The following is a 17,890-nucleotide window of genomic DNA, read 5'->3' as shown; positions in this document are numbered from 1 at the left end:
AATTTTTAATAACCAGGATTTTGACGTAATGCACCGTTACTTAATCCTATTTCTCTTTGAGGAATAGGAAGTAATAAATCAGTTGAACTATACCCGTGTCCATTAGCTGCAGAAAAAGCAGATAATACATCTTGAGCCATATTGAAACGGATTAAGTCAAATAAACGATGATTTTCGAATGCTAATTCTACACGTCTTTCATCTAATAATTCTTCTTTACTAATACTTGTTACTATATCTGTTAACCCAGCTCGGTTGCGAACTAATTGAAAAGAATCTAATGCAGCCTGAACAGAGGTTGAATTTCCTCCAGCCATAATAGCTTCAACGTGCATTAGCAATACATCTGCATATCGTAAGACTATCCAATCGTTTCCTGCTTGTGTTCTATTACTTGAATCTGGATCACCATTAGGGAAATATTTAGCTACTTGATATTGAGTGGGTTGTTCAGGATCTTGTCTGTAAGAAAATGCAGTTCTATTGCCTCCTAAAGCATCTAGGGCTGCTCTACCTTCTGTAGTTACATAATTGACACCACTGGTTCTACCTACAGCATTTAACCACTCCGCAGAAAAGTTTTGGCTATCATCAGCAGTACCTGGAAAGTATCCGATAGCGAAAATAATCTCATTATTTCCTTCGGAATAAAAAACATCATTAAAATTTGCCTCTAAAGAAAATCCACCTTCATTTATAACACTTTCTAGAAGCTGCTGAGCTTCAACATAGTTAGTATTTTGTGTAAGGTATACTTTTGCCAATAAGGCTTGTGCAGCAGCTTTGGAAGCTCTATTTTTATAGGTGTTATCTAAACCTGCCACAGCTGTTTGAAGGTCAGCAATTATTAGGTCATAGATAGTAGCAGAAGAAACTCTGGTAAATTGAATATCTCTATCAGATGGTTTGATTAAGCGGTCTACTAGCGGAATATCACCAAATAAGCGTACTAAATTGAAATATGCATAGGCTCTTACAAATTTAGCTTCACCCTCTATCTGGGCTCTGTTCTCATTTGAAGCAACCCCTAAGTTCTCCAGTACTACGTTAGCTCGGAATATGATATTGTAAAAACTTCTGTAATAGTCATCTACAATACCATTGTTTGACTCTATAGTGAAACTCTCAAATTGAGCAGCTTCTCCTTCACTACTTTTTGTTCGGGTATTATCACTACGCATTTCAGTTACATAAAATTCAACTTGAATTGCATGATTCGAATCTGATCTAGTGTCGTTTACACCTTGTATACCATCATACATGTTAAGTACACCGGATAAAAGTTCTTCTTCGTTTGAATAGAAAGTAGGTTCACTAATTGCTGCTGTTGGAACAGGCTCTAGAAAATCTCCTTCGCAAGAAGAAATGCCAGTTACCAAAATCAGTAATATTATATATTTTAGTCGTTTCATAATACTGTTTATTTTTTACCAATTAAAATTCTAAATTCACTCCCAGTGTCATGGTTCTAAATATTGGCGAACCAGCTCTTTGATATCCATAAGTCAATGCGGCAGGCCTTGTGTTTTCTACAAATTCTGGGTTGAAACCAGTATAACCATCTGCTGTAAAATATAATAGATTCTGCGCAGTACCATAAATCCTTACTCTGGTGAAAAGATTTATTTTTTCTAGTAAATCTTTTGATATTGTATAACCAATATTTACGTTACGCAATGCTATATAGGAAGCATCTTGGATAATATCATTTGTGAATATTTTTTGTTTGATGAATCCCTGATTGGGTGTATCAGCAGTAAAATCCTGAGAACTATTGAATTGATTAAATAAATATTGGTCTCCCATATTTCTTACTTCTGCTCCGTGACTACCTTGAAACTGAAAACTCAGGTCGACATTACCGTATTGGAATTCGTTAGAGATACTCCAAATTATATCTGGATAAGGATTTCCTAAAATAGTTTTATCATCATCATCAATTAGTCCATCACCATTAAGATCTTTTACATATACATCTTGTGCTTCTCCTCCTACTGGATGGTATGGATCATTAATGAACTCTAAAGGAATATCACGATCAACCACCCAACCATAAAAAGATGATATAGGATTACCTTCTAAGTTGATCCATTCTGCAGCTCTTTTACTATCGACATTTAATATTTGACCATTAGAATCAGCAAAATTAACTAGCTCATTTTCATTTCTTGAAGCTATAAAAGTTGTAGACCATTTAAATTTTTCTGTAGATATATTTCTTGTTCGTAATTCTGCTTCGAAACCTTTGTTTTCAACTTCTCCTATATTTACTAACGCTTTTGTAAAACCTGTAGTTGATGAAATAGGATTATCTAATAACAGTTGATCACTTGTTCTGGTATAATAATCTACGGATCCCGTAATTCTATTATTAAAGAAGCCAAAATCTATACCATAGTTAATTTCTTGGGATCTTTCCCATTTCAATTCAGGGTTTGCAATATTTAATGCGTTAACTGCAGATATAACTTCGTTGTTTACTACTGCGGTGCTTGACCCCAATAATGATATTGATGGGTAATTATCAATGATTACATCACCTGTATCCAATCTGTTATTACCTGTAAAACCGTAACTAAACCTCAATTTTAGATTGTTTAGAAAATCACTGTTTTCTAAAAATTTTTCATTGGTCACTATCCATCCAGCTGACACTGCAGGGAAATCCCCGAACTTATTATCTTTTCCAAAAATTGAACTCCCATCTCGTCTATAACTAAATGAAAATAAATACTTGTCATCAAATGCATAGTTTAAACGACCGAAAAAAGACATGAAACTGTTTTCTATTTCAAAAGAATCTGCATCTGCAATGGTTGGCGCTGCAGCTATAGTTCTTATAAGGTCTGATTCATAATCTATACCTAATACGCTCTCGTTTGCTGTATCAAATTTTTCAGCTGAAAAACCTGCAACAGCATTTATATTATGTCTCTCTAGTATCTTGTTGTAAGTTAGATAGTTGTCAGTTACTAAATGTATTCTGTTTTGATTAGAAATTTCTAAAGAAGCATCTCCATTTCTATTAGATTTTTTTCCTTGCCATCTGGAACGGTTTGTATTCTGATAATCACCGGATAATGCTGTTCTAAAATTAAGATCTTCTGTAATATCATATGCTGCATAAACACTACCTAGAATTTTAAATCTACGTTCTTTTCGATCTTTTTCCAGTACTTTTGCAGCTGGATTTGTATTAGAAGTATTACTAATATCAGTTCCACCAGATGCAATGGGTAGACCCGTTGCTAAATCGAAATCATCAAAATGACGCTGAGTGGCATAATCTCCTATTTGTACATCAGGAAATTTAAAACTGTTAACAAAACGAATTGTATTGGCATCGTGATATACAGGTAGCCAAGGTGTTTGTCTTAATATATCGTGTACGGATCCGTCAAACCTTCTTCTGTTAGTATAGGAAGGGGTAAAGCTTGCTCCAAATTTAAATTTATCATTAGCTTTGGTGTCAACTTTTACTTTGAACGAATATCTTTTAAAATCATCTGTTAGTAATACACCCTCGTCATGCAGGTAGTTAAAGGCAGTGCTAAACTTTGTTTTTTTGCTTCCACCTCTAGCGCCAAAAGAATGGCTGCTTATAGTACCTCCATCAAATATAATATCTTGCCAGTCTCGATCAATTCCAATTAACTGCTTATATCTTGTGCGATCTGAGAGTGCTCCTGTTGCAGCTAACTCTGCTTGAGCAGTTTCTGCTACAGAAAAGTAGTAATCGTCACTTTGGCGAGCTTCTTTTAATCCGGTATAAGTACTATATGTAAATTTAGTTTTTCCTTCTTTTCCCTGTTTAGTAGTTATTATAATTACACCGTTACCACCTCGAGAACCATAAATAGCAGCTGATGCTGCATCTTTTAAGACACTAAAAGATTCCACATCGTTCATGTCTAATGATCCTAAAAAATCATTATCAACAATGAGCCCATCAACGACAATAGTGGGATTAGAATCACCTGTTATAGATCCAGTACCACGAATACGAATGGTTGGGGCAGAACCTGCTTCTCCTTCTGTAGCTTGTATGTTAACACCGGACACCTGTCCTACCAGAGCGTCATCAACCCTGGATACTGGAAGTTGTTCGAGGTCTTCATTTACTATTTTAGAAATAGCACCAGTTAGACTTGATTTTCTTTGTGTACCATATCCAATTACTACAATTTCATCTAGTGTATTTGCATCTTCTTTAAATGTAATGTTTAAGGTTTGTTGATTAGTAATTATTACTGTTTGCGTAACGTATCCTACATATGAAAATTGAAGTACATCTTTAGGTTTTACCTGAATCTGAAATAATCCATCAAAGTCAGTAGAAGTACCATTAGTTGTGTTGGTGACTATTACGTTTACTCCTGGAATAGGCATGGTTTTTTCATCTGTGACCTTACCCGTAAGTAAATAGCTATCCTGTGCCAACAAAGTGGTTTGAAATAAAATCAGGATAGTAAAAAATAATTTATAGCTAAAATTCATTTTAATAATGTTATGTTCCTACAATTAATTTGATATTGTATAAAGTTTAGTGTTAAGAAAGTAAGAAGAGCAACTCCTCGATTCTTTCGTTTTAACTAATTACATAACCGCTTTTGTTAACAAAAATCCGTATTTTTGCAAAGCATGTAATTAATAAAGGTTCATGCATATTTGATGTTACTTCGATCCGAAAAGAAGTAATTTTAAAAAAGGATAGGCGCACACCTGTCCTTTTTTTTATTCCCTAATTATTAAGTAATTCCATTTTTTGTTTTTTAAATTATTTGAGTGACTGATTTTTCTGGTAAACCAAATTGGATAACCAAATTGGTTTACCAAATATATGTTATTTTATTGTTAAACAAAAAAATATAACAACTTTAAATGTTAAAATTTTAAAGAATGGATCTCGTTTCTAATAAAAATTGAGAAATTCTCTTAATAAATTATGGTATTGTGAAGTTGCAAAGAAAATTTATTCCATAAAATCTTCTCGAATTGGACTGAATGTGTCTATCAAAAAACCGGATTCTAAACACACTGCTCCGTGCATTACATTAGGTGGGATATAAAATGAATCTCCACCTTTTAAAATTTTTGTTTCATCACCTATAGTAACTTTAAACTCTCCACTCACGACGTAAGTTACTTGAGAATGATAGTGCTTATGCATTACTCCAATTCCTCCTTTGTCAAATTCTACATTTACTAGCATTAGCTTATCATCATATCCCATAATTTGACGTTTCACTCCTTCGCCTACAGTTTCCCATTGGATTTCATCTCCTTTTATAAATTCTTTGCTTGATCCAAAACTTTTCATATGATTCTGATTAAAAATTAAAATTTGTTTGTTTTATTGTGGTAAAAAGGGCCAGACCATTGGTAGTTTTTCCCTTGTAAATTGATTATGTGCTTTTTTGAATCCTGTGTTGTAGATACGCAAAGGATGAATGTGTGCAATTTGTTTTTTTTGGTTGTGATTGACCAGGCCAAATAGTTTTTGTTATTATTAGGAATTTTTTTGATTTCCTGAATATTGCTGTAAGTATTATTTGCAATTTCTGTAACTGCATTATATGAGCCGTGTGTTTCAATTGCGCTTATGAATGCTCCATTCTCAACCTTTGGTTTTCTGAGAATAAATGCCGGGTCTCTTCTTAAGTTAAATTTCGGGTCATTAGCGCCAATTCGAGCGAACAAAAATTCATCTTGATTTTTGGTCAGAGTTGATAGTGTATGAAATATATTATTTGACAACCAGGTAGATTGAATGGTTTTGTCATTTTGTATGACTTTTTTTCCTTCTAACCAAAGGTGTTGATAACCGTTTTTGGTACCAAGTTTAGCCAGGTTGTCATAGTTATCATATTTAATATTGGTATTTATAATTTGTCCGTGGTAGTAAAATGGCAAGTCGAACTGATGAATACTATCAGAATTAAAATGCATAACATCAATCAATAATGGATTTTCAAAACCTTCATCATCAAGAATAAGCATTGTTCTATGAAGCTTTGTGCCTGGGTATGCATTATTTTCCTTCGCGCTTACTATTTGTAATTTAGGGTTTGACGTATCAAAAAGGTATTTTTCTGAGTGATGTTTGCTACCTATTTCATACTTCCCATTAAAATGAGAGGCTTCATCCTGAACAATAGTATTATGTGCTATAGTTTGTTTAGCCCACGTCTTATTTTCTTTGAGATAACCACCACCATTTTTTTGCTCAATGTTCACGAACCTTGCCAAACCGTAATCTTGAAATATTTCGGTTCCATTATGATAGTAGGAAAAGGATAATTTATCATAATGACCATGACTTAAACCTTGGGCAGAATATTTCATGACCAATCCAAACTCTTGATCTACTGATCGTAAAATGCCTATTGCACCTTCGGAACCATCAGCTCCATCTCTTAGTTCAACTGATTTTTTTATAAAAGGAGTTGTTTTTTGTTGTTGTATTCCCAAAGCAATGGCTAAGCCGGAATCATCTAATTGCACTCTGTTTTGCAGTTTGGCAATACTTAATAAAGAGGTGTCATTTCCACCAAAATGATAAGCTATATCTACAGCAGATACCAACTCTCTGGAGTAGTATGACATTCCTTTTTGTCCATCATTAAGCGGAAAGAATTCACCATCATTATCCGTCAGATTTAATAGCGCATATACTGATTTAATTAAGACTCCTTCTTTGTGCTCAAAGATTTTTAATTCTGGTTTTGTGTTTTGTAATGCTTCTGCGAAAATCATAAAAGGATACATTGCGTATCGTTGATAATAAGGCCCTTCGGTATAATATCCATCTGGGGAAAATGGTTCGTTTAGATTTGCCAAAAAACCTGTGCTTTGTCCTTTTGACTTAATAAAACCACCATCATTATCTTTTAGATTCAAATCTATATTGTCATTTTTTAACCCGTATAATGCTTTATTTATTAATTTTTTATTATTCATTACCAAACCAATCATACCTACTGCTACATTACCCCAGGTACTATGATTGTGAATGCGATTAAAGAATTGAGGACTTTCTTCAGAAAGAAATTTCGCGTATGGAATGAATAGGTTTTCTTCTAGATGATTTCGTTCTTCTTTAGACAAATATTCATAGATACAATCATAGGCCTGACTTACATATACTAACCAATTTGCATCGTTTAAACATTGCCAGAATATTTTTCCTCTTGCGTAAGATCTGGTTTGAGGATGTAACGCGAGTTTTGGATACATTTCTGCGTATTCCTTAAGGACATTATGTACATAATTTGCATACTTTTCATCCTCCAAAAGTTGATATAGTACCCCAGCTTTTTGGAGTGTGAACCAGTTTTTTTTATGCCTATCGTGAGTATACCCTCCAGCCATGTCTTTAGGGGTAGGTACGTGAATTCCGGTCTTGATTTCTATGTCAACTTCTTTTTTTACCTCAGCCAGAGTTTCATCAAAAATAGGAATAGTTCCCAAGTGCTTTCGAATGTTTTCTACTCCTTTTTTTGTCAAAACCAGACTAGGGTGTTCCTGAGCAGAAAGATGAAAGCAAAAGATAATCAAAGAAATAATGAAAATGTTTTGCTTAATATTTAGTAGCTGCACTTGTAATTTTGATTTTAGCATGACTATTTATTGATTATACCTAAAGCTAAACCATCATCTCCTTTGGCAAGTAGATCAGATTTTTTTCCAAGTTGGTAGGTGATAGGGCTTTTAAACCCAGGTTCTAAAGACCATTGTTTATAGATTTCATATTTTTGATCACCGGTAACTGTTACCTCTTCAGAGTTAAAAAAGTTATTATGATGTATTTTTGCAATTGGCCCGCCAACTACTAAATGCATTTGTATACCCTTACTGTTCCTAAAAATACTATTCTTAATTATTGCATTTTGAACTCCAATTAAAGAAATTGATTTTTTACTTTTATTCCTTTTGCCATGTCCTACATTGTCTACCACGTTATGATCAAATGTTAAGAATGGACCAAATGTACTTTCATCGCGACCATCTCTTACCAGATTAAGTATAGTTCCATCGATATCTGAAAAAATATTGTTTCTAAGAGTTACGAATTCTGCGTTGAAAATTCCGTTTTCACCAATCTCTTTATCCAGTGAAAGTATGTTTCCTGTTATATTTCTAAAGGATGAATTAGTAATACTAATCTTATCCGCCATAGTATTTTTGAATACCTTTATTACATCATATGAATGATTAATATCTAAATTTTTAAAATCACAATGGTCGATGAGTAGCTGGTAATTTTTATTCATGGAATACTTACTCGTCCTAATAACTGCATTACCTGAGTAATCAGGAGCTTCTTTTCCATCAAATACTAATCCGTTTAGTTGTAGGCTACCTCCATTTTGAATATCAAAAAGTGATTTTTTTTCAAATGTAATTGTTGATTTATCTATAAAAGATTTAATGGTTATTGGGTGGTTTATGTCTATTGTTTTTGTAATTAAATATCCGCTAGCAGAAGTTAGTTCGATAATATCCCCTGGAGCAGAATTTTTTACCGCATCAAATAGTGTATTGATCCCAGGTGTTACTTGAATATTCTTACCAGAATTGAACATCACAATTTTTTCTGTCTTAGGGTACCATGAAGCTCCTGAAGTGCCTTTAGTCGGAATTTCTCCTTTGATTATAGCACCTGCGTTAAGATTTATATCGGTAGGAAGTAATAACCCATTACTATTCTTTTTAAAGTTTAAATTTTTAGCAATAAATCCTTCATCTTTTATGGATTTTGTATTAGGGCTTATGATGTTATTATTAAAGTTTATTCCAGTAATGTCGTCATATACGGTAAATGAATTATCTTTTCTTCCATTATAAAAAATGTTATTTTCCATTACAGAGTTTATGGGAGTTGCGCTTCTTTCTGCATCACTGCCAGCACATAATTGGATATAATCACAATCTATAAATGTGTTATTTCTAATTTTTGCATCTGAAACTTGAAAATATCTATTTAGAGGAGAGTTAGGCACACCATTCATGACTACCAAAGCTCCGCCAAACCTATATCCTGTAAGTCCGATCGCATAGTTATTTTCTACGGTTTGTTTTCCGTTAATTACACGAATACCACCCGTACTAGGCACTCCATTGCCAATAAATATATTATTGTTTACATTGGTTTCGTTGCCGTGACGCATTGTCAGGGTACCTCGACATTCATAAAACACATTATTGCGAAATGTATTTTGACATGATTTATTTGAAATAATTTCTAGTTCTCCACCACAGCGATCAAAATAATTGTATTCTACAATCGTATTAGAATTACTCAATGAATGATGGCTTGTACCTATTCTTAATGTTTCTCCACCATTAGAGCCTAAAGTCTGTCTGGGGCCAAAATAGTTGTGATCAATTCTATGATGGTTTTCTATGAACTCTTCTGAGTTTAATCTTACAGCCATAGTAACTCCTAGATTGCTTTTTCCTTCAATATGATTATGATCAATGCGGTTATTTTTGCCATAAATACCAATCCAATAATCTTGTTCTCTGCGCTCAGGGTTACTATAATTATCAATTACACATTCAGTAAGGCGGCAATTGGATGCAAAATTGGCTTTGTCCTTTTTAAAGGAAATTACTTCAGAAGTAGGAGTGAAGCCGTTTTTAAATACCAAACCACTTATAACTAAATGCTCACCTGCAATGCGAAGGTATGAGGAACCTTCAAGAGTAGTTGCTCCTTTTTCTTCTACTGTTAATGTGATAGGTTTGTTTTCGGTTCCTTTTGCTTCGAATAATAGTTCAGCATCTCTCCAAACTCCTTTTGCTAATATTAGAGAATCTCCTGGTTGCACAATTTTAAGAGCTTCGTTGAAAGCATCAACTGAGTTAATGATGTTATTTGTTTTTTTCTCCTGATTAGAAATATTACAAGAGAACAATAATAGGGTTGTTAATGAGTAATATAAAAGTGTATTTTTCATAAAAACAAATCTGGTTTACCAATTTGGTTAACCAAAAATAAGCATATAAATCAATATTCAAAGAAAGTGAAGCTGTTTTTTTAATATTTATATAAAAAAACAGTCAGTTTCTTGATAAAACTTGAATGAAAATTTAATATGATTTTTAAATAGATAAAAAATCCTAGCGAATTTAATCTCACTACCCTTCACAATATTTATATAATTCTCTAAAATGATTTTTTAGATGATGAGCGGCTTTATCAGGATCTTTTTCTTTAACGGCGTCTATAATTGCCTGATGTTCTTTAATTAATAGGTAATTCTCTTCCTTATTACAGACTTTGTTTTTTATGAAATGGGTGATGATTTCGGGTGTAATAATTAACATTAAAGAGTTTACAACACTATTGTTGCTGGCCTCTGCTAATTTGATATGGAACATCAAATCCTCTTCTACAGCCTCAATCCCCATTATTGCTTTTTCGCTATAAGCGTCGTGTGCTTTTTGTATTTCGTTAATCTGATCTTCTGTTCTTCTAGTTGCTGCTAATCTTACAGCATTGGTTTCTAGTATTATACGAGTTTCTACTAAAGATTTAAAATCTGGCTTTTGTAATTGTAAAATGTCCGACATCATTCCATTTAAAGCAGTTACACCGATATTGGAAATTCGAGTACCACTTTGAGGGTATTTTTTTACCAATCCATAAAATTCTAATCGTTGAATTGCTTGTCGTAGCTGATTGCGACTTACACCAAATTTTTGGGCAAGATCTCTCTCAGCAGGAAGACGATCACCGGGTTCAAGGTGCTTGGAGACAATTAATTCTTTAATTTTTGAAATAATAGTTTCTTCAATGTTTTTATTGCTTTTAGGACTTTTTTCAATTTTTTCCATAGAAATCAATTTCGTATCAATATTAATTGGTTAACCATCTAAATTAATTAAAAAAAACATAATTAGGCTCAATTGGAAGAATATTTATGTTTAAAAACTAAGGAGAAAGAAAAACTTTTGGGTAAAAACTTTTCAATAGTATTCTTCTGCTTTTAAAACGGAGATAATTCTTACAAATGCAATAGATACTGGTGGCTTAAAGATTTTTTTGTATAAAACTTGATATTGTGAACTTTTCATTTTTTGAGTTAATAATTTGATTATGTGATGGTTATTTTTTGATTTTTTTACGAAATCGTTTGAGTTGTGTTATAAAATTGTTATTATTGTGTAAAATTGGTCAACCAATTTAACGTCATTTATTAAAACAGCACAAACTTTTATTAACATTCTAAATGTATATGACATGAAAAACTATTTGATAAATCGAGAAAGAATATCTTTTTCTCGTTTGCACAAACTATGCTTGTTTTCAGTTTTTTTCATAACTCTATCTTGCGAAAATGAAGGGTTCAATACTGAAATTACAGAGCTAACCGAAGAAAGTATTGGTCTCAAGGCTATAATTACACCTGCTAGCGTTTCGGCAAATGGTGATGATGGTAATGTACCTGCGAATACTTTGGATGGTAATTTAAATACTAGATGGTCTTCAAAAGGGTATTCCGGAAAGTATATTACTTATGATTTAGGGTCTCCAAAAACTATATCTAGTCTCAAAATTGCCTGGTATAAAGGAAATCAGCGTAAAGCATATTTTAAGATTAGAGTTGGTAATTCTACTTCTAGTTTGAGTACAGTTTTTGACGCTAAAAGAACAGGTAGCAGCGGGAACACTACAAATCTTGAAACTTATAGTTTTAATGAAATCAGTGCCAGATATGTAAGAATATCTTGTTTTGGTAATTCTAGTGGTGCCTGGAACAGTATTACAGAAACACAAATACACTCATCCGGAAGCACACCTCCACCACCTCCGCCACCAGGAGGAAACTCTCCCGGTGATATTTTAGGGCTTACTTCCAATACTTGGAAATTAAATTGTTTTACAGGTAGTCCTGGTTCATCAGCAACCTATCGTGATGATGTTCTGGATGCTACAGGTGAAACATTTAGTACTTATGAAGATCCTAATTATTTCTATACAGATGGAGAATGGACATATTTTAAATGTTATAGAGGATTAGGAGGTTCTGCAAATTCCCAAAACCCAAGAGTCGAATTAAGAGAGCTGAAAAATGGTAATCTTGCTAGCTGGGATGCAAAAAATGGTAATAATACTATGACTTGGACGGTTAGAGTAGATCAATTACCTAAAAGTAAAAGTGGAAAAGATGGTGTACTATGTTTTGGGCAAATACATGGTCCAGGGAATACTGTGGATGATGTTATTAGAGTTCAGTTTATTGGATCTCCAGATCAGTCTTCTGGAAATGTAAGAATCAAAATTAGTGGGTATATTACTGAAGAAGTCCTTGGAGGAAGTAGAATCTTAAGTGGTACATATAAGTTAGATACAAGTTACACTTTTAAACTAGTATATAATGATGGTTTGGTAGAACTTTTTGAAGGTGGTAATCGAATATTTAGTCAAGAAATGGACACGAGTACCGAAGGAAACTATTTTAAAGTTGGTAATTACTTACAATCCGTAAAAGGAGCTTCTTATACAGGTTCTCACGGAATAGTTAGAGTGAAAAACCTAAGTATTACTCACTAAAAAGGAATATTTGAGTATTCCTCTACATAGATATTTGAAAAACGGAAGATTGTAATCTTCCGTTTTTCTTGTTTTTGGTTACATATATCATAAATTGGAGACTACTATTTTGTGAAAATCACATTTTTTTTAAAAAAATATATGTGGTCTTGTCGTTGGTATATAGTTTTTATGTAATATTGTACCATCTAGTTAACGAAAGGGGCTACGGCCGACGATTTAGAGTTACTATTATGAAAACGGCAAAAATTATTTATTCGGAAGTTAAAGTTCAAATCATGAACAAATTAGGTAATACTGTAATACCTGTACGCCGCTTTCGTCGCCCCTTGGGGGTCTAATTTTATTCGAAGTAGGTGCGTCCTGCTTCCCCGAGAGACAATTCCATATTTTTGATTTAGTAGAATATATTTTATAACATATTGATGTATGTGTTAATAGTTATTCTTACTATTTCTGAATCCTTTCTTGGAATCCAATCCTAAATTTAAACTTAAAAAAAGCTTTTGTAAACGGAAAAACGTTTATGGATAAGGTAGAAATATATATAGCAGACAAAAGTCATTTTCATTACGCACGAGAGATTTGTGAAGTAATATCAGACTCTGCCAAAGTCAGAGGAACTGGTATTGCCAGACGTACTCCAGAGTATATAAAAACCAAAATTAGAAATGGTAATGCCATTATAGCTTTATCTGGTGATCAATTTGCAGGTTTTTGTTATATCGAGGTATGGGGACACGAAAAATATGTGGCACATTCTGGACTTATAGTGCATCCTGATTTCAGAAATCAAGGTTTAGCTAAAAAAATCAAAGAATTTACATTCAATCATTCCCTAAAAAAATATCCTACTTCTAAGGTATTTGGTATTACCACAGGATTAGCGGTTATGAAAATTAATTCTGATTTAGGATATAAACCAGTTACATTCTCAGAACTTACTGATGACCCAAAGTTTTGGGCAGGTTGTCAGACTTGTACAAATTATGACATTTTAAGTGCTAAAGAACATAAAATGTGTCTATGTACTGGAATGTTATATGATCCTGCAAAGAAGGAGAAGAAAAAAGAAAAGTGGTATAATAAAAAGGTATTAAAAAGATTAAAAAAAATAAAGCAGACAATGCTTACAACTAATACACAATTGTTGTTATGGAAAAAGTAGTGGTAGCATATAGTGGAGGTTTAGATACTTCCTATTGCGTTAAGTATCTGATTCACGAAAAAAACCTCGAGGTACATACCATATTGGTAAACACAGGAGGATTTTCTGAAGAAGAGTTAAAACAAACTGAAAAAAGGGCTTATGAGTTGGGAAGTACTTCTCACGTAAATAAAACAATATTAAATGAGTTTTATCAAAAAGCAATAAAGTATTTAATTTTTGGTAATGTTCTTAAGAATAATACATATCCTTTATCTGTAAGCGCTGAGCGAATATTTCAGGCTATTGAGGTAATCAATTATGCTAAAAAAGTAGGAGCAAAATATATTGCACACGGTAGTACTGGAGCAGGAAATGATCAAATTCGATTTGATGTGATATTCCAAACGTTGGCTCCCGAGATTGAAATTATTACTCCTATTAGAGATTTAAAGCTTTCCCGTCAAGCGGAAGTAGAGTTTCTAGAAAAGCATGGTGTGTCCTATAGCTGGGAGAAAGCACAGTATTCTATTAATAAAGGAATTTGGGGAACCAGTGTAGGAGGTAAAGAAACGTTGACTTCACATAGCGCTTTACCTGAAGATGCTTATCCAAGTCAGCTTCAAAAACAGAAAGAAGAAACAATTACCTTAAATTTTGAAAAAGGAGAGTTAGTTGGGTTGGATGGAATTAAAGATACCCCGGTAAAGAATATTCAAAAACTAGAAGAATTGGCAAGTGCTTTTGCTATAGGAAGAGATATTCATGTAGGAGATACTATTATTGGTATTAAAGGAAGAGTAGGATTTGAAGCCGCAGCACCAATGGTAATTATTAAAGCACATCATTTACTGGAAAAGCATGTATTGACCAAGTGGCAACAATATTGGAAAGAACAATTAGCAAACTGGTACGGAATGCTATTACATGAAGGTAATTACCTTGATCCTGTAATGAGAAATATTGAAGTTTTTATGGAAGATTCTCAAAAGTCGGTTACTGGTGATGTTATAGTAAAATTGAAACCATATCATTTCACTTTAGAAGGTATCGAATCAGAGTTTGATATGATGAAATCTGATTTTGGTCAGTATGGAGAAATGAACAACTCCTGGACATCTGATGATGCCAAAGGGTTTATTAAGATTTATGGTAATGCTAATAAAATATATCATAATGTAAACCCTAGTGAGTCATGATAAAAGTTGGAATTATAGGAGGGTCAGGATATACAGCAGGAGAGCTGTTAAGGTTATTAGTACATCACCCAGAAGTACAATTAGATTTTGTATTTAGTACTACCAATGCAGGTTCAGCAATTTCTAAACAGCATCAGGATTTAATCGGAGAAACTGAATTGAATTTTACTGATACTGTTAATTCAGACGTTGATGTATTATTTCTCTGTTTAGGACATGGAAGGTCAAGATCTTTCTTAGAAAACAATATATTTTCTGCAAAAACAAAAGTCATTGATTTAGGAAATGATTTTAGGCTGAATAATGATCAGAGTTTCTTAGGAAGAGATTTTATATATGGTTTACCTGAGTTACAAAAGGCAAAGATCAAATCTGCTCAGAATATTGCTAATCCTGGGTGTTTTGCAACTGCGATCCAATTAGCATTACTTCCATTGGCTTCTCAAGGAAAGATTACTGATTCTGTACATATTAATGCAACAACAGGAAGTACTGGAGCCGGCGTAATGCCAGGAAGTACCACCCATTTTAGCTGGAGAGATAATAATTTCTCTAGTTACAAAGTCTTTACTCATCAACATTTGGGAGAAATAGAAGAAAGCCTAGTACAGTTACAAAGTGACTTTCAAGCTCCACTGTTTTTTATTCCGAATAGAGGGAACTTTAGTAAAGGAATCTATGCGACGCTGTATACCAAATATGAAGGGTCAGAAGAAGAAGCAATCCAGTTGTATAAAGATTTTTATAAGGATGCAGAATTTACCATGATTTCAGATACAGAGATTCATCTGAAGCAAGTAGTAAATACGAATAAATGTATTCTTCATATTTCTAAAAAAGATGGAATGTTATTAATCACCTCAGTGATTGACAATTTGATTAAAGGGGCTTCCGGACAAGCAATTCATAATATGAATTTGATGTTTGGATTAAAAGAAAAAACAGGATTAGAATTAAAAGCAAGTGCATTTTAAGATGAATAAAATAACAATCATAGGAGGAGGAAACTTAGGTAAATCCATAATATCAGGATTAGCCAATAGTGATCTTTTTAAGGTAAAGGATATTACGGTAGTAGATAAATCAAAATATAACTTAAAAGAAGTTGAAGAAAAACTTGGTGTATCTACTTCTCAAGATATAATAAATTCAATTAAAGATGTAAAGTGGGTGATCCTTTGTGTACAGCCAAGGCAATTGGATGTTGTATTACAAGAAATCAAAGATGTGTTGACAAGTGATCAGATATTAATATCTACGGTTACAGGAACATCCATAGCAGAGATTAATGAAGTAGTTCCAAACAATAAGGTGGTACGCGTAATGCCTAATACAGGAGCAGCTAAAAAACTGTCAATGACGTGTATTTCGGCCAATGAAGATGTAAAAGAAGAATTAGCAACTGTAGAAAAAATGTTTGATACTATAGGAGAAACCTTAGTGATTGAAGAACGCTTAATGCAAGCTGCAACTGTTTTAGGAGCCAGCGGAATTGCTTTCTTTTTAAGATTTCTTAGAGCTATGATTCAAGGTGGGATCCAGATGGGGTTTCATCCTCACGAAGCACAGATCATTGCAGTACAGACAGCAATTGGTGCAGCAACATTAGTTGCTGAAAATGGAACTCATCCTGAGCGAGAAATCGACAAAGTGACTACCCCTCAAGGATGTACAATTGAAGGGCTAAATGAGATGGAACATCAGGGACTAAGTTCCTCGGTTATAAAAGGAGTAATGGCTTCTTATGAAAAGATAAATACTATAAAATAGTTAGTAGTTTTTGTTTGTCAGTGTGAGATAATTTTTTGACAACGAGTAACAATTAACCAACAATAAACATTATGAAATTATTTGATGTATACCCGTTATATGATGTTGAGCCCGTAAAGGCATATGATAGTACTGTGATTGATAAAAATGGAATTGAATACCTGGATCTCTATGGTGGTCATGCGGTGATTTCAATCGGTCATTCACATCCTCATTATGTCAAAAGATTAAAAGAACAAGTTGAGAAACTTGGTTTTTATTCTAATGCTGTTCAGAACAGTTTACAATCTAAGTTAGCAGAGAAGCTTGGTGAATTATCTGGATACGATGATTATCAATTGTTTTTGTGTAATTCTGGAGCCGAGGCTAATGAAAATGCATTGAAATTGGCTTCTTTTCAGACAGGGAAGTCCAGAGTGATAGCCTTTGATAATGGATTTCATGGTAGAACTTCAGCAGCTGTTGCAGCGACGGATAATAAGAAGATTAATTCACCTTTAAATAAGCAACAAGATGTTACTTTTTTGCCATTAAATAAACTTGAGTTAGTTCAGGCCGAATTGGTAAAAGGAGATGTTTGTTCGGTAATTGTAGAACCTATACAGGGAGTAGGCGGGTTAGATGAAGGCACAACTGAATTTTTTAAGGGTTTAGAGGTATTATGTCAAGAGTTTGGAGTAGTTCTCATTTTAGACGAAGTACAGTCAGGTTATGGTAGAACAGGTAAATTCTTTGCTCATCAATATCATGGCATCACTCCTGATATTATCTCAATTGCAAAAGGTATGGGTAATGGATTTCCAATAGGAGGAATTTTAATCGCACCTCATATCAAGCCAAGTTATGGTTTGTTAGGAACCACCTTTGGTGGAAATCATCTGGCTTGTGCAGCTGCTTTAGCAGTTCTAGAAGTAATTGAAGCAGAACATCTGATAGATAATGCTAAGTTAACAGGCGATTACTTTTTATCCAAGGCGACCCAAATCCCCGGTGTACAGAAAGTAAAAGGAAGAGGATTGATGTTAGGAGTAGAATTTGATTTTGAAGTAGGAGAACTAAGAAAGAAATTAATCTATGATCAACACATTTTTACTGGAGGAGCAATGAATAAAAAATTGTTAAGAATACTTCCTCCATTGACAATAGGTAAAAAGGAAATAGATCAATTTGTAGAAGCATTACAAAGCGTATTGGTAGCAGAAAAAGTATAAT

The 17,890-nt window shown here is 33.4% G+C and carries 12 protein-coding genes; 6 read left to right on the top strand and 6 right to left on the bottom strand.

Going from position 1 to position 17,890, the window contains the following annotated elements; all coding sequences use genetic code 11:
* Positions 1-5: 5 nt before the first annotated feature.
* From J8M14_RS13150 to J8M14_RS13125, 6 genes are all read right to left on the bottom strand, one after another.
* Positions 6-1,412 (bottom strand): RagB/SusD family nutrient uptake outer membrane protein, encoded by a 1,407-nt coding sequence (locus J8M14_RS13150; RefSeq protein ID WP_211075161.1) that lies wholly within the window; start codon positions 1,410-1,412, stop codon positions 6-8.
* A gap of 22 nt (positions 1,413-1,434) precedes the next feature.
* Positions 1,435-4,497: a TonB-dependent receptor gene (locus tag J8M14_RS13145; RefSeq protein WP_211075159.1), complete on the bottom strand. Its 3,063-nt coding sequence runs from the start codon at positions 4,495-4,497 to the stop codon at positions 1,435-1,437.
* Between the two features lie 475 nt (positions 4,498-4,972).
* Complete coding sequence (locus J8M14_RS13140; protein ID WP_211075157.1) at positions 4,973-5,320, bottom strand: cupin domain-containing protein; 348 nt, start codon at positions 5,318-5,320, stop codon at positions 4,973-4,975.
* Between the two features lie 17 nt (positions 5,321-5,337).
* Positions 5,338-7,620, bottom strand: coding sequence for an alginate lyase family protein (locus tag J8M14_RS13135; protein WP_211075155.1), 2,283 nt, complete (start codon positions 7,618-7,620; stop codon positions 5,338-5,340).
* Positions 7,621-7,622: 2 nt separating this feature from the next.
* Positions 7,623-9,962 carry a chondroitinase-B domain-containing protein gene (locus tag J8M14_RS13130; RefSeq protein WP_211075154.1) on the bottom strand — a complete coding sequence of 780 codons (2,340 nt, stop codon included), beginning with the start codon at positions 9,960-9,962 and terminating at the stop codon, positions 7,623-7,625.
* A 181-nt stretch (positions 9,963-10,143) separates the two neighbouring features.
* Positions 10,144-10,842, bottom strand: a complete 699-nt coding sequence (locus J8M14_RS13125; protein ID WP_211075153.1) for a FadR/GntR family transcriptional regulator — start codon at positions 10,840-10,842, stop codon at positions 10,144-10,146.
* A gap of 406 nt (positions 10,843-11,248) precedes the next feature.
* Between J8M14_RS13125 and J8M14_RS13120 the strand changes: the two genes are divergently transcribed.
* The 6 genes from J8M14_RS13120 to J8M14_RS13095 all read left to right on the top strand — a co-directional run bounded on the left by J8M14_RS13120 (position 11,249) and on the right by J8M14_RS13095 (position 17,889).
* Positions 11,249-12,562, top strand: a complete 1,314-nt coding sequence (locus J8M14_RS13120) for a polysaccharide lyase family 7 protein (RefSeq protein ID WP_211075152.1) — start codon at positions 11,249-11,251, stop codon at positions 12,560-12,562.
* Positions 12,563-13,088: 526 nt separating this feature from the next.
* Positions 13,089-13,730 carry a GNAT family N-acetyltransferase gene (locus tag J8M14_RS13115; RefSeq protein ID WP_211075149.1) on the top strand — a complete coding sequence of 214 codons (642 nt, stop codon included), beginning with the start codon at positions 13,089-13,091 and terminating at the stop codon, positions 13,728-13,730.
* Positions 13,718-14,908: an argininosuccinate synthase domain-containing protein gene (locus J8M14_RS13110; protein ID WP_211075147.1), complete on the top strand. Its 1,191-nt coding sequence runs from the start codon at positions 13,718-13,720 to the stop codon at positions 14,906-14,908. The genes J8M14_RS13115 and J8M14_RS13110 overlap by 13 nt, the downstream gene beginning before the upstream one ends.
* On the top strand, positions 14,905-15,882 hold the full coding sequence (gene argC, locus J8M14_RS13105) for an N-acetyl-gamma-glutamyl-phosphate reductase (RefSeq protein WP_211075145.1): 978 nt from the start codon (positions 14,905-14,907) through the stop codon (positions 15,880-15,882). The genes J8M14_RS13110 and argC overlap by 4 nt, the downstream gene beginning before the upstream one ends.
* Position 15,883: 1 nt before the next feature.
* Positions 15,884-16,678, top strand: a complete 795-nt coding sequence (gene proC, locus J8M14_RS13100) for a pyrroline-5-carboxylate reductase (RefSeq protein ID WP_211075144.1) — start codon at positions 15,884-15,886, stop codon at positions 16,676-16,678.
* Between the two features lie 71 nt (positions 16,679-16,749).
* Entirely contained in the window at positions 16,750-17,889 is a 1,140-nt protein-coding gene (locus J8M14_RS13095; RefSeq protein ID WP_211075142.1) for an aminotransferase class III-fold pyridoxal phosphate-dependent enzyme, read from the top strand.
* The last annotated feature ends 1 nt before the right edge of the window (position 17,890 follow it).

Source organism: Aquimarina sp. MMG016 (genome assembly GCF_018100805.1).
Classification (GTDB): domain Bacteria; phylum Bacteroidota; class Bacteroidia; order Flavobacteriales; family Flavobacteriaceae; genus Aquimarina.
This window is presented reverse-complemented; position numbering and strand designations above follow the sequence as displayed.